This is a genomic window from Candidatus Nealsonbacteria bacterium (genome assembly GCA_011050465.1).
Classification (GTDB): Bacteria; Patescibacteriota; Minisyncoccia; order Minisyncoccales; family RBG-13-36-15; genus RBG-13-36-15.
In genome coordinates, this window is the sequence record DRFQ01000010.1 from 97,844 (window position 1) to 111,806 (window position 13,963).

15 protein-coding genes and 1 tRNA gene are annotated in these 13,963 nt (G+C 39.1%); all 16 read left to right on the forward strand.

The window, feature by feature from the left end:
- The first annotated feature begins 76 nt into the window (after nt 1–76).
- Nucleotides 77–148, forward strand: a tRNA-Asn gene (locus ENH66_04035).
- Nucleotides 149–478: 330 nt separating this feature from the next.
- The gene (locus ENH66_04040) at nt 479–1,309 is read left to right on the forward strand and encodes a hypothetical protein (protein ID HDZ54834.1); all 831 of its coding nucleotides are present in this window, start codon (nt 479–481) and stop codon (nt 1,307–1,309) included.
- 215 nt (nt 1,310–1,524) lie between these two features.
- Nucleotides 1,525–2,481: a hypothetical protein gene (locus ENH66_04045; GenBank protein HDZ54835.1), complete on the forward strand. Its 957-nt coding sequence runs from the start codon at nt 1,525–1,527 to the stop codon at nt 2,479–2,481.
- Nucleotides 2,482–2,776: 295 nt separating this feature from the next.
- On the forward strand, nt 2,777–3,832 hold the full coding sequence (locus ENH66_04050) for a hypothetical protein (GenBank protein HDZ54836.1): 1,056 nt from the start codon (nt 2,777–2,779) through the stop codon (nt 3,830–3,832).
- Nucleotides 3,833–4,114: 282 nt separating this feature from the next.
- Nucleotides 4,115–4,564: a hypothetical protein gene (locus ENH66_04055; GenBank protein ID HDZ54837.1), complete on the forward strand. Its 450-nt coding sequence runs from the start codon at nt 4,115–4,117 to the stop codon at nt 4,562–4,564.
- A gap of 21 nt (nt 4,565–4,585) precedes the next feature.
- The gene (locus ENH66_04060) at nt 4,586–5,740 is read left to right on the forward strand and encodes a hypothetical protein (GenBank protein ID HDZ54838.1); all 1,155 of its coding nucleotides are present in this window, start codon (nt 4,586–4,588) and stop codon (nt 5,738–5,740) included.
- 163 nt (nt 5,741–5,903) lie between these two features.
- Nucleotides 5,904–6,839 carry a right-handed parallel beta-helix repeat-containing protein gene (locus ENH66_04065; GenBank protein ID HDZ54839.1) on the forward strand — a complete coding sequence of 312 codons (936 nt, stop codon included), beginning with the start codon at nt 5,904–5,906 and terminating at the stop codon, nt 6,837–6,839.
- Between the two features lie 150 nt (nt 6,840–6,989).
- Nucleotides 6,990–7,187: a hypothetical protein gene (locus ENH66_04070; GenBank protein HDZ54840.1), complete on the forward strand. Its 198-nt coding sequence runs from the start codon at nt 6,990–6,992 to the stop codon at nt 7,185–7,187.
- Nucleotides 7,184–7,501 (forward strand): YbjQ family protein, encoded by a 318-nt coding sequence (locus ENH66_04075; GenBank protein HDZ54841.1) that lies wholly within the window; start codon nt 7,184–7,186, stop codon nt 7,499–7,501. The genes ENH66_04070 and ENH66_04075 overlap by 4 nt, the downstream gene beginning before the upstream one ends.
- A gap of 235 nt (nt 7,502–7,736) precedes the next feature.
- Nucleotides 7,737–7,982 carry a hypothetical protein gene (locus tag ENH66_04080; protein HDZ54842.1) on the forward strand — a complete coding sequence of 82 codons (246 nt, stop codon included), beginning with the start codon at nt 7,737–7,739 and terminating at the stop codon, nt 7,980–7,982.
- Between the two features lie 521 nt (nt 7,983–8,503).
- Nucleotides 8,504–8,737, forward strand: a complete 234-nt coding sequence (locus tag ENH66_04085) for a hypothetical protein (GenBank protein HDZ54843.1) — start codon at nt 8,504–8,506, stop codon at nt 8,735–8,737.
- A gap of 145 nt (nt 8,738–8,882) precedes the next feature.
- Complete coding sequence (locus ENH66_04090) at nt 8,883–9,077, forward strand: hypothetical protein (protein ID HDZ54844.1); 195 nt, start codon at nt 8,883–8,885, stop codon at nt 9,075–9,077.
- Between the two features lie 85 nt (nt 9,078–9,162).
- On the forward strand, nt 9,163–9,849 hold the full coding sequence (locus ENH66_04095; GenBank protein HDZ54845.1) for a hypothetical protein: 687 nt from the start codon (nt 9,163–9,165) through the stop codon (nt 9,847–9,849).
- Between the two features lie 435 nt (nt 9,850–10,284).
- A complete protein-coding gene (locus ENH66_04100; GenBank protein HDZ54846.1) occupies nt 10,285–13,059 on the forward strand; it encodes a UPF0182 family protein in 2,775 nt (924 codons plus the stop codon).
- Nucleotides 13,060–13,199: 140 nt separating this feature from the next.
- The gene (locus ENH66_04105; GenBank protein ID HDZ54847.1) at nt 13,200–13,340 is read left to right on the forward strand and encodes a hypothetical protein; all 141 of its coding nucleotides are present in this window, start codon (nt 13,200–13,202) and stop codon (nt 13,338–13,340) included.
- Between the two features lie 4 nt (nt 13,341–13,344).
- A partial coding sequence (locus tag ENH66_04110; protein ID HDZ54848.1) for a hypothetical protein occupies nt 13,345–13,963 on the forward strand: 619 nt, incomplete at its 3' end.

Consider the following 13,963-nt stretch of genomic DNA (forward strand, 5'->3'; position numbering starts at 1 on the left):
AGGGTTGCCCCCTAATTTCTAAACAATTTTTCGAATAGTTGAAAAATTTTTAATTTTTCCTATAATTAAAACATATTCCGCGGTGGCGCAATGGTAGCGCGGGTGCCTGTTAAGCACTAGGTTGTAGGTTCGAATCCTACCCGCGGAGCACCCAAAATCAAGACACCCTTTAGGGGTGTTTTTGGTTTGGGATAGTTGCGAAGGGGTAGGATGAGGACCACACAGAGGGGGTCGGGGAGATTGGGTATCTCCCCGTGTAGGAAAACAGGCTTCCGCCGTTGAGGCGGAAACGTTAGAAACCGTGGGTTTCTAAGGAGCGGAACGAAGCCCAGAAGGGGCGCTCGAGCAAAGCGAGAGAGAGTGGAGCGACGTTCGATTCCTACCCCGAAAACAAAAAAGCCCACAACTGGGCAATTTTTATTTTAAATCAGCTTGTTTTTTAGGTAAAAAAGTGATAAATTTATAAAAAATAGAGGGTATGAATAAAAATATATCTGATAATTTAAAATACTTTTCTGAAGCTCCAAAAGGTGTTAAATTTTGGGAAGGAAAAAAATATGAATTTAATCTTGCTCTTTCTGTAATAATAGAACTACAGGGTGAAAAGTGTGTACAAAAAATAGAAAAACGTCAAGACGAAATAATAAATCAACTCAAAAACACAAAAATTATAGATAACCCTTATAGTATAAAAAAGAGTGGTTTATATAAGTATCCTCCTAAAAATTTACACTTTACTCTTATTAATTTTCTAAAATGTAAGTTTGATAATAAAGATAAGCTAACAGAATTCAAAAATCTGTTGAAATATACTAACTATGAAGAAATACAGGAAAATATTATTGGAATAATTAAGCACAAGCAGATACGAAGAATAAAAACTGATTTAAGATGGATATATTCTGGCGATAATGAAGGGATAGACTCCTTTTCTTTGCAGGCATTTCCACATCCAGTACTTATAAAGAAACTAAATGAGATAAACAAAGAAGCAGAAAAGAAAACCTATGAATTTCCTTGTAATGCCGTAGGTATCAAGGCATATCCCAAAGACACCAAAAGCGCTTTTACTATGAATATTCTTCGTTTTATGAGAAAAGATAAAAGTTCCGAATCAATAGAATATGCAATTAAGGATGACGGAAAAAAAGCAATTGATATCGTAAAAACAATAAATATAAAGGATAATCGTAAACCCTTAAAATCTCTAACAATAAAAAAACTTTGTCTGGTTGAATCTGACCCATTCTTGCGTGAACATGAAATAATAAAAACTTTTAATTTAATAAATAAATTTTATAAAAACTAACATCGTCCACTTATAGGAGCTAATTTTAAACCCCTATAAAACCTCTTAATTTCTAACAACTTCTCCTTCATCATCGCCATATAATCCCTGTTCTCTAGAATTATAATAAGCTTTGAACTGGGGAGCTATTACACTTCAAGCCATTAAGGATTGATTTTTTAGGAAAATACGGTAATGTGGGAAATAGCACCTAATAAAAAGAGGAGGGTAAAATAATGAAAGTTGGCATTATTGGATTTGGGCGAATAGGGTCAGAACTTTCTGAAAGAATTCTTAAAAGGGATTGGGAAATCCCAGCAATTGCAAGAACTTCAGGAATATACAAAAGCCCTGGCGGAATAAAGATTGGACAACTTAATAACTGGATGGAACATTTTCAAAAAGTGGATGTTGTTTGCTTGTGTATCACAACTTTAGATAACGGTGAGGCTGCTTATGGATACATAAGGCCGTTGGTTGAAAGAGGAATATCAGTTGTAACCTGTGAAAAAGGAGCATTGGGCAATTATTTCCCAGAGCTCCAACCTTGGATGGGTAATATCGGATATTCTGCCACAGTTGGTGGCGGAACTAGGCTCTTACGTTGGTTAAAGGAAAGATTGGGTCCTAATACGAAAGAAATCCATTTAATTGTTAACGGCACCTTGAATTATATTTTTGATGGATTAAGTAGAGGAAGAACACTTGATGAAGTGGTGGATGAGGCGAAGACACTAGGCTATGCTGAGCCAGAGGCAGAAGAGCCAGTTGAACTGATTAATACCGAAGCCAATAAAGATGTTCCCAGCAAAGTTTCAGTTTTACTTAATGTCTGCGGTTTCGGTGAGATCCGAGCAAGAGACATTGATGTTAAGACAATTTCTGAGAGCGACTTGAAGAGATTAGTTAGAGAAGCGACTTTCAGAAGATATATAGTCTCAATCACAAAAGAAGCGAATGAAGAAGATGTAATTGGAGGGTTCAAACTTTCTGTAAATGACTGGCATATCTCTGCTGGATTTAAAAATCGTTCCCAAAACCCACTCTTTCTGCAACTAGTCCCCCCAGGAGTGAACAATGTAGTTTTGATTTACGGTTCCGATGGCACTTATATTCTCACTGGCCCTGGTGCAGGAGCGGTCCCTACCGTAGGAAGTATGATGAAAGACATTGGAAATTTATTAAACCAATAATACCTTTTTAATCGCGTCCCTTAACAGTCAGTTAAGGGACCTTTTTCTTTTACAAACAGATTCTAACATCCTTTCTTCATCAAGATTTCGGAAGGGCAAAGCGTCCGACCATAGGCATCCTAATCCTTAATTTTTCCAATTCTCCTCTCATTTCCCTCCAATCAAAAGTTCTAAGTGCGTTCTGTAGGGGGAGTTAGCTTAAAAAATCGCCAAGAAGGCGGTTTTTTGTTTTGAGGGCTTGACTTATTAAATAGATTATTAGAGTATACAATCACAAAGAAGGAGGTGAAGCACCTTGACAAAGGGAAAGAAAACTAGTTTTGCAAGGCAAATTGCTATAGACGGCACCCCTATCACCAAACCCGGTTATGCGAGGCATTTAGACGATAATCAGTATATTTGGTATTTAGAAAATGCTCAACAGATTCACGAAGAAGGTTATATTACAGCTTGGATGGGAGGAACGGTAACTAATCCAGAGGAAAAGTTGCTAGAGAGACTTGCGAAAGACAGGAATTTCCTTGTTTTTCTGGAAAGCGTCATCAGAAATGGTGAACACCCCCACAATTTATCAAAATTTGCTTCTTATCTCGCCGACTGTCTTATAAATAACGGTCAAGCAGTAGAAATCATTGTTCCAGAGCTAGACCAGGGTTCGCTTTTGGATTCGGGCAGGACGCAAAAAACAAGAAAAGGCAAAAGCAAGGCGTTAGTTCGCTCAAAAGTCGCAAGGTCTACTCTCCCGACACTAGGAACCTTTCTTGATAAAGGAGTGGTTATTTGCCACGGGAACATTGAAGAGGTCTCTGCTCTAAGTGGAGGAACTCTGTATGTTGATGGGGACGTTAACAGCCTAACTCAATGCGATTACGGCGTAGTATACGTCAACGGAGATGTTCACCACCTTGGAGAATCTGAAAAGGTTATATTAATTGTGACTGGCAAAATTCACGAATATGTTACGTCCAGATATTCTGCAGGAGGCTTGCAGCAAGAGGTAACACCCTCGCCCTTCATTTTTACTTCTCATCCTCTTGTTGGTCAAAGAGTTGGTCAAAAAGTTGGACGTCACGTAACGATTACAAACAAGGCTAATGAATTTGATGGGAGTTATGTTGTAGAAAAAGCACGGTTAATAGGCTGGACACCTCAAGAAACAACTCAAAAAGCACTTGAGCTTTGCAGAGAAAAGATAGAGGTTGACCTTACTAGAATGAGGAAAATTGCCGCAGAAATAACAACTGCTCAAGGGATAGCTGAGTTCTATCGTAAATTTATTTTAGGCTACATAGAAGGTAGAGTTGAAGGTTATTATAGTCATGCTACTAGTTCTCCGTCATATGACGACTGAAATTCTTGAAAATATTTTCAAAGCGGTGCGATAATTTCAAACCGCCTTTTTGTTTATACAGAGCCAAATTCTATATGACATTATGGTATTCAATGAGTTGCTACAGCAGGAGATAATTTCAGATTCCTGTAGAACCTCTTAATCTCTAACAGCCTTTCCTTCACCATTGCCATATACCCAAAGTCCTCTAAAGTTCGTTTAAGGTTTGAACTGGGGAGCTACTACCCGAGAGTGAATATCTCGGGTTTTTGTTTTGCAGGGAAGGAGGTATAATGAGAAAAGATGAGATTTTTATTAACCATTTTATCAATTTTATTAACCATTTTATCAATTAGCCTAAAAGCTCTTTTTATTTTAATTTATCCCTATTTTTTATTTTTCTTATTTCAAGATGGTATTCCTTTTTCTATAACTGAGGTAGTTTTAGTTATTTTTGCTATTTTTCTTATCTATCCTTTTATTATTGTATTGCGTTCTTTTATCAAAGAAGACATAGAGCAAAACAAGAAGGCTCTTAAGCTTTTCTTGAAAGTCTCTCTAATGTTTTCCTTGCTGGGTCCCACCATATCCTATTTTGTCATAGGGTTGCCTTTTTACTCTCAGGCCTTTGAATTTTATAGTATTATTGCTGTTATAGCCGTTGGACTATCAGCCGCTTTATTTTTTGCCACCATATTAGCTATCTATTCTATGAAGTTACACTTAAAAGGCCTCGTAAAGGAAAAAGATTAAACGCTTAATAGGTAAATAATTATGCCATTCATTACTCAGGGTAAAACTAACCTAACATACATCTTAATTGTTGTTGTTTTGGCTGTTATTGTTGGTGGAGGGATTTTGGGTTATTACTACTCTTGGATAAAGGAGTTGGAGGTTAAATTAGCTGAATTGGAATTAAAACTGCCAGAGGTAAAACCGCCAGAAGACGAAACCGTCAATTGGAAGACTTATAAAAACGATGAGTATGGATTTGAGATAAAATATCCAAGTGATTTTACTTTTCAAGAATTCGACGCAGAACTTAATACAGACCAAATGAGCGTTGTTGTTAGGTTTACAAAAAAAGATACAACGATTAACTATCCGGTTTTTGATGTATCTTTAGCTAAAACGTTCTCAACCCCAGAAGAATGGATAGAGGACGGAAATTATTGCCCTGAATCATTTGCATCATGTTCCTCTTTTGTCTCTAGTCCTATTCCAGGTTCTATAAAATTTGATAAACTTGAAAGACATTATGGTTCGACACATACTTTTTTCAAAAATAATGGTATTTTATTTGAAATTGCAGTAGGCGCTACAGATCCTAATGAGCCTATACCAGAGAGTGCTTATTCTATTTACAACCAGATTCTTTCTACTTTTAAGTTTATTGAAAAAACTACAGTTAATCCAGTCGGGGATATAATTGATCCAGAGTTCACCGAATATTTTAATACAATCATTGAGGTTAACCCTGAATTGAAATTTACCGAAAAAGAAACAAAGCAAATAATATATGGCGAGGAAACAACCTTTCCTTCTCCACCTTCTAATAAAAAAGATCCTAAATGGATATTTTCACCAAATGAAACAAAAGCTGTCTCTATTTTTGGTTATTTCGGAGAACCTGATTCAAGATTAGATATTTACAACCGTAATAATAATGGAATGGTAGAAAATCTTAAGATATGCGGCACACCTTGTAGCTATTGGATTGCTTTTTGGTTAAACAATGATCAATTTATCTTTATTCAGTCTGCGATTTTAAATCGTTACCCTGCGTTGCACATTTCTCTTTATGATATTGTAAAAAACACCGAGACTATTTATAAATCTGAAGCACTAGAAGGATTAACTATACCAGAAGATCCCGAGTGGTTGAAGGAAAGAATAGACATAATTCAGAAAGAATTATTCGGAACCTAATAACTTTTTTAAGCTAAACTTGCTGTTTTTACTCCACAACTCTCCAACCACCAGGTTCTCCTCCTTCGCCCTTCGGGTTTCGGAAGGACACAGTAACTTTGTTCAAGGTCCCCAGCTACGAAAAGAAATCGCCAATAAGGCGGTTTTTTGATAGAATAGGAGAATGAATATTAAAATTTTAATTGTTTTAATAGTTTTAATCGGTTTAGGTATAGGAGGATTTTTTGTTTGGAAAAACACTTCTGGTCCCGAAGAAAAAGAAGAAGAGAAGAAAGAAGAAATTATTCCGAAGGAAGAAGGTCCTAGAGAGGTTTCTAATACCACAAGGAAAGGAACTGTCTTTGAAGATGAAATTTGGAGGGGGAAAATCCATATTATCGGCGACATTATTGTTGAAGAGGGGGTCACACTGACCATTGAGCCGGGCACCATAGTGCTCATTGCCGCTAATCAGGACGTGGAGAATCTGTTCGATTGGCCGTTCGATATGCAGCAAGGTATCCGACAAGAACACCCAGATGAAGATCCGTATTATCGAGGTGTTCACTTTGGCGAACCATTCCGGGACGAGGGCAATCATATCTCTATACGCATCCATGGCACTTTACATGCGGTGGGGACACCCGAGCAAATGATCACCATCACCTCAGACAGCCCAACCCCCAGTATCTACGACTGGAACTCCTTTCAGTTTGATCATGGCATTTTCTCTTATTTCACAATGGAGTACTACCGTCACTTTGATCCTGGCAACGGCACAGTGGTCAGCCATAATATTCTGAGACATGTAGGTGAGTGTGCAGTGTGCGCTAATAGTTCCGTGGTGGTTGAGAATAACATGATTTACGATGCTGGCCATGAGTTAGTTGATATGCATAACGCTTCTCCTACGATTCGAAATAACACTATTGGCCCGAACAAGAATCGTCCCTGTGTTATCATCGATGGCGGTTCGCCGCTTATCACCGGTAACATCATTAAAGATTGCGGAAGCGGTCTTTCCTTTCTTGTTCCGCCGAAAGATCCAAATCTCAAAGACAATATCCTCAAGAATAATACGTTCTTAAATAATGGACAAAATGTCTGGTATGAATACTAAACTAGGCAAATTTCCCCGGTTGCCATAGCCCTAGTGCGACCGAGACGGGTTCGAGTCCTGCCCGCGGAAGTTAGCTTCAGAAAATCGCCAACCTGTCCGCCCATGGAGGAGAAGGCGGTTTTTTTTGGTAAAATATGCTATAATAAAAAAATGAAGCCGTTAAATATTTTAGGATTAACATTTTTTTTCGCAGGTTCACTTGCTATAGTCGGTTTTGGTTTATATAAATTTTTTGATGATTCAACTATTCCCATCGTGGTCAGGTTGGGAATTGTAGCTATAATATTAGGAGTAATTATTATTTTAATCTCTCTCATTAAAGAAAGGTTAAAAGAAAAAGATTTATGATACTTGTAACTTCAGATAAAATTCCTGGAAAAGAAATCAAAGAAACCTTGGGATTGGTTAAGGGAAACACTATTAAAGCTAAGCATATTGGTAAGGACATTTTAGCTGGTTTAAGAAATATAGTCGGAGGAGAAATTAAAGAATACACAGAGGTATTAAACGAAGCAAGAGAAACAGCGGTTAAAAGAATGACTAAGGAAGCAGAAAAATTAGAAGCAGATGCAATTGTTTGTGTTCGTTTCACAACCTCTCAAGTTATGAGCGGTGCAGCTGAACTTTTAGCCTATGGAACGGCAGTAAGATTAGTAAAATAGCTTCTAACATCGTCCCACCAGGGACGCTAACTTACAATTCTTATAAAATCTCTTAATCTCTAACAGCCTTTCTTTAAGCATTGCCATATATTCCCAGTTTTCAAGAATTATAATAAGCTTTGAACTGAGGAGCAGGCTAGCCTCGGTTCTTGCGACCGAGCCGCCTATGATTTTTCGCCCGAGATTTCTCTCGGGTTTTTATTATGGTAAAATGAAAATAAAATTGTCTTTCATTATGAAAAAACAAATTATTGAAATTTTTGGGTGGTATGGAGCGGCTGCAATTGTAGGAGCATATGCGTTAGTAAGTTTTAGTGTTTTAGAATCAACAGACTTGGTTTTTCAATTACTAAATATCACAGGTGCTATCGGGATTGTAGTTGTTTCATTCTATAAGAGGGCTTACCAGCCAGGAGCATTGAATATCATCTGGGCACTTATTGCATTGGTGGCAATCTTAAAGATATTGAATAGTCTTTAATTTTGGAGGGCCAAACTGACTGAGTGACCTCTAACGCCGTCCAGCCAAGGGAGTCAGATAAATACCCATAAGAGGTTCCAAATCTCTAAGTCTTTCTTTAATCTTACCCCAATCAATGGTTCTGAACGCGTCTAGTAGGGGGAACCCTTCGACAAGCTTAGTGTAAACTAATGCCCGTCTTAATCGGCGGACTAGCCCCATAACAATTTATTGTTATTGGGGTTTTTGTTTTACGGGGGGAAGGGGATTTGACAAATTCTGTGGGGTTGCTATAACACTATTGGCTGACAGTTGACAGGTGGGGCGATCTGAATGAGACGTGCCAGTTCGTCTCTACTGACATCTGTCGGCCCCAGCACTTTTTGAGGACTTATGTCCTCACACTCGCAAGGGCCACCACACAACAACATCGGTGGCTCTTTTCATTTCTACCTATCTTTCAGATGGATTTTTTGTTTGGAAAGAACTGAATTTAACAAATGAAATCGCCAAGAAGGCGATTTTTTGGTAGAATAAAGTATATGAAAGAAACAAATCTTGAAGAAATCGTTGAAATAGCAGAATCTTATTGTAAGAATGGAGTGCCTTGGCATCATCACTTTTTGACTTTAGAGTGTATGTTTAATAAAAGTGATAAATTTCAAATAATCTTAGAGAATGAAAAGATTGGAGAATCTTTTGTTGCTACGTTTGACTACAAACCAATGAAAGAACTGGAATTTCTTGAGAATCTGTTTTTCAATAGGAAAAAGTAAAACTCAATCGTAACTTCATCTATTGCTTAGAAACTGCCGCCCGAGGGTTGTTGCCTCGGGCTTTTACTTGTTTTTTTTCTGAGATTTTGTAGAATAGGGAATAGAACATTACACAGCCATACAAAACAAACGATGGAGGAGGGAGATGCCCAAGAAGTCAGAAGAGAGGAAAGTCATTCGGATTGAGGGAGAACTGAGTTGTCCAGAATGCAGAAAGCCTTTGAAGTTTATCGGTGATACCCTTAATTACATGTATTTTGAATGCGAATGCCCAGAAGAAAAGATGTGGGTTTTACTCAAAACTGAAGAATTAAAGGAGGCTTATTGGAGTAAACAATAAGAAGCCTCTGGCTCTCGCCGAGGCCTTTTTATTTTGCGGGCTTGTTCCAAACTTTTAATTATATTAAAATAAAACATCTGGGGATATGGCTTCTGTTACACAACACACCACAATAAATGAATATCAGGATTTTGTTCAAAAGGTTTATAGGCTACCTAACGATAGATTCTTTAGTTCATGGGACATGCTTACTAATATAGAGCGTTTCATAACAAGAGGACTCAAAGGTATTAGGAAAGAAGACAGAGACAAAACCAAAGTTAATTTATTAATTTCTTTTAGCTGGTTAATGTCCATGATGAACCAATTTCACATAGGTTTAGAGAACGAAGTTTGGAAAAGATTCCCTTATTTATGCTCTTATTGTGCTTCGTGCCCTTGCTCTTGTAAAAAAAATAAAGTAGGAAAAAGACAAAAAGTTTTTGTAGACGAAGAAAAACGTCCAAAAACGCTTAAAGACTTCCAAGTCATGTTTAGTGAAATATATCCGTCAGAAACTCGAACCTTAGAACACGTAGGCATTCATTTAGCAGAAGAAATCGGTGAATTTGCAGAAGCAATCTTAGCTTATAGAGGAGGACACAAGGAAGAGGATTTTAATAATATTCCATTAGAGGCCGCAGATTTATTCTCCTGTTTTATGGGCGTTTTTAATTCAATAGAAGAAAGTATGGCAAAAGAACTTTCTATTATGTTTTCTAATAATTGCTACATGTGTAAAAATGCTCCTTGCACATGCAGTTTTAAAACTATAGCTGAGTTTAAGTCTTAAATCTTCACAAAAAAGGTTCTCCTCCTATGTCCCGCAGAACGGGACCACGGACGGATAAGTCCTCCTTCGTTCCTTCAGAACTTCGGACGGACAGGGAAAGCTGTCGTTCGTCTTCCGAAGTCTTGACGAAGGAAACCTGCCGACGAGCATTTTGAACAGGTCAGAATCTGGTTCTGGAAAAACTTCTCCAGAGTAGAACCAATTAGAGTACCGATTTTAAGCTTTGGAAAATTATAATAAGACTGCCTACGGGGTTTGTAAGTAGCAAAATGGTAGGTTAAAATAATATCGTACTGAATTTATGGTTCGACCCATTCAACAAGTTCCCGTTCGAGGGCCTGAGCGGCCCCTCAGGGCCAGTCGAAGGCAGGGTCGTCCTGAACGAGTTGAAGGACGACGGAGTTCACTATCATGAGCTTGTCGAATGATTGAAATATGAGTCAAAAACATTTTCTTTTATTTGTTGCTATAATTCTCTTGCTCTTTATTGTGCCGAGTATTACTGGCATTGTTGGTTTGATTTCTGATTGGTTTTGGTTTCAGGAAATTGGTTTTGAGAATATTTTTACCACCATTCTGGGAACTAAAATTATCCTGGGGGTTATTATCGGTCTGCTGACCTTTAGTTTTATATATATTAATTTTAGGTTAGCCACACATTTTACCAAAGGAAAACCGATTCTCATAAAACTGGACGAGAAAGGAGGAGAAATTGACATCGGAAAACATATAAACAAATTCGGTTTGGTTATTTCTGCAGTTCTTGGATTTTTTACCGGTTTAGCCGGCGGGAGTAGTTGGGACACCGTTCTTAAATATTTTAACAAAACCAGTTTTGGCATCCTAGACCCGGTTTTCCAGAGGGATATTTCTTTTTATTTCTTTGATTTACCTTTCTGGCAGTGGATTTCGGGAGTTTTGTTTTGGATTATTTTTGTTTCCCTGATTGGAGCCGGTCTTATTTATTTTTTCCGAGGCAGTCTTTCTCTCCCTCGAGCCTACCTAAATTTTGCGAAGCAAAATTTAGGCGGGCGAGCCAATCCCGAACCTCTTCGTTATTCGAACGAGGGAAAGCTCATGAGAGTTGGAATAGCAAAACCGGCCAAAATTCACCTCTCGGTGTTGATCTTTTTCCTTGTTCTGGTGGCGGCTGCCACAACTTATTTTATAAAAATACCCAGCCTTCTTTATTCGACTACCGGTCCTTTCACCGGAGCCTCCTATACCGATCTTCACGCTACTTTGCCGGTTTTAAAAATACTTACATTTGTTCTGCTTTTGGGAGCTTTGTTTGTAATTATCAATATTTTTAGGTCCGAGAAACGTTTTTTGTTTATGACAGTTGGTTTATATCTTGGAGTTTCTGTCATCGGCGGCTGGCTTTACCCAGCTCTTTTGCAAAAATTTATCGTTGCTCCCAATGAATTGGTTAAAGAATCTCCTTACATTATCAATAATATTGCTGCCACCCAAAAAGCTTTTGGGTTAGATAGAATTGAAAAGCGTGATCTTGGAGGAGAAACGACTCTGACCATGGCTGATATCCAAAACAACCAATCTACGATTAAAAATATTCGGCTTTGGGACCGAGAACCTCTTCTTGATACCTTCGGCCAAATTCAGGAAATTCGCACCTACTACGATTTTATTTCCATTGACAACGATCGCTATCAAATTGATGGAGAATATCGCCAGATTATGCTCTCTCCCCGAGAGTTAAATACCGAGAACCTGCCCCATCGGACGTTTATTAACACTCGTTTAACTTTCACCCACGGTTTTGGAATTGCTCTGGGACCGGTTAACGAAGCAACCAAAGAGGGGCTGCCGGTTTTGTTTATAAAAGATCTACCGCCAGTCTCTACTAAGGAATCCCTCCAAGTTACTCGTCCGGAAATATATTTTGGGGAACTTTCTTCCGATTATGTTTTTGTTAAAACCAAAGCCAAAGAGTTTGATTATCCTTCCGGTGAAGAAAATGTTTTCACTACTTATACTGGCAAAGGAGGGGTAGTGGTTGATGGTCTTGTCAAGAAAGCCTTATTTGCTGCCCGGTTTAATTCTTTAAAAATTCTTTTGTCAAACGATATTACTCCAGAAAGCCGGATTCTCTATTACCGGAATATCCAGGAAAGAGTGAGAAAAGTTTTGCCTTTTCTGCGTTTTGACAGCGATCCTTATTTGGTAGTTACTGATTCGGGAAGGTTAAAATGGATTTATGACGCCTATACCACGAGCAACCGTTATCCTTATGCTCAACTTATAGAGGGTTTCTTGCCGTGGGATAAAGGATTAAATTATATCCGAAACTCTTTGAAAGTAGTTATCGATGCTTATGACGGGGAGATGCAGTTTTATGTTGCTGACCCCGCTGATCCGTTAATCCGAACTTATGCCAAAATTTTTAAAGGGAGCTTTCTCTCCCTTGAAGAGATGCCCGAGGATTTAAGAAGGCATCTCCGTTATCCCGAGGATATTTTTGCTTACCAGACCGCCCTTTATACCGTTTATCATATGGCAGAACCCCAGATTTTTTACAATAAAGAAGATCAGTGGCAGATTCCAGTAATAGCTGAAGGAAGAGGAGATCCGATGATGCGTCATATCATAATGAAATTACCAGGAGAAACCAAAGAAGAATTCATCTTGATGATTCCCTTTACTCCTCGAGGGAAAGATAATTTATCTGCCTGGATGGTAGCCAGGTCAGACGGTGAAAATTACGGAAAATTGGTAGTTTACCGTTTTCCTAAGCAAAAATTAGTTTTCGGCCCCAAGCAGATTATTAACCGGATTAATCAGGATGCTGAAATTTCCCGCCAAATTTCTCTTTGGGATCAAAGAGGTTCGGAAGTAATTCTGGGAAACCTTCTGGTTATTCCGATCGAAGAATCATTGCTTTATGTCCGGCCTTTGTATCTTCGGGCCGAAGGCGGTAAAATTCCGGAATTAAAACGAGTGATTGTAGCCTACGAGAACCGGATTGCTATGGAAAAAACCTTAGAGGAAAGCCTTTGGCAGATCTTTGAAGGAGCTGAAGAGAAAGTGCCGGAAAAAGAAATTAAGAAGGAAAAAACAAAGGAAGAACTAATAGCTGAAGCCAAGCGAATTTTTGACCGAGCCCTGCAAGCCCAAAAAGAAGGCAACTGGGCCCTTTACGGTCAAGAGATCGAGGCCCTGGGCAGGATTCTCAGTAAACTCCAACAATAAACGGAGCTAAAAAAGTCCGAGAACGGTTCTTGAAGCACGCTTGTGCTTAGTTCAAGCGACCGCCCCGTTAGAAATCTTTGGCAACGAAAGCTTGATTATAATTCGAATTAGGTTTTTAGTTTGTCATTCGTAGATTTCTAATGGGGCAAGCCGTCTATGTATACAGGACGACCGGGACGGGTTCGAATCCTACCTGTGCCCCTACCAGAAAAGAAAGAATGGCAAAGTATAATAGGTTGTTGAAAATTGAAGAAGAGTTAAAAATTCAAAATTCTAAATAAAGACATGGATCCATATATAATCAATTTCAACAAATCTCTAAGGTTAGGCCTAATTAGTTTTGCCAAGAGAGAGAAAAAACGTTTTCTTTTTTCCCTTCTTATCTTTTCCTTCCTTGCATCTTATTCCCTCGCATTTCTCCCGTTGTCCATCCTTGCCGCTAATCCAGCCGCTGAAATCCAGACCGAGGTTCGCGCTGATCATCCCGAGGCCGTAGTTGTTGAGCGCGATCGCAACTCCATCAAGCACCGTATTGCCGATACGCCCGATGGCAGACAACGGTTCACCCTGGATGTTTCAATGGGCCCTCTCCACTATGGCCCCGATAATGACCAGGAGATAGATACGACATTCGTCCCCTCTACCGTCCCTTGGGACTGGGAGATGACCAAGGCTGACTTCGAGGTGAGGGCCCTGTCGCAGCTAAACGCGGGTCGGGTCGTTGAGTACCGCAAGGGTGATGAATGGGTCAAGTTCCAGCCGATGGCCTTGCAATACTCCAACGACCTTGGCCGGATACAGCAGATAGCCATGCCCCAGGCCGTGGACGCGGTGCTCAACGACGACACCCTCACCTGGACGGATGGCTACGGCCCTGGTTTGGACTTTTCCTGGCAGGTGCAGA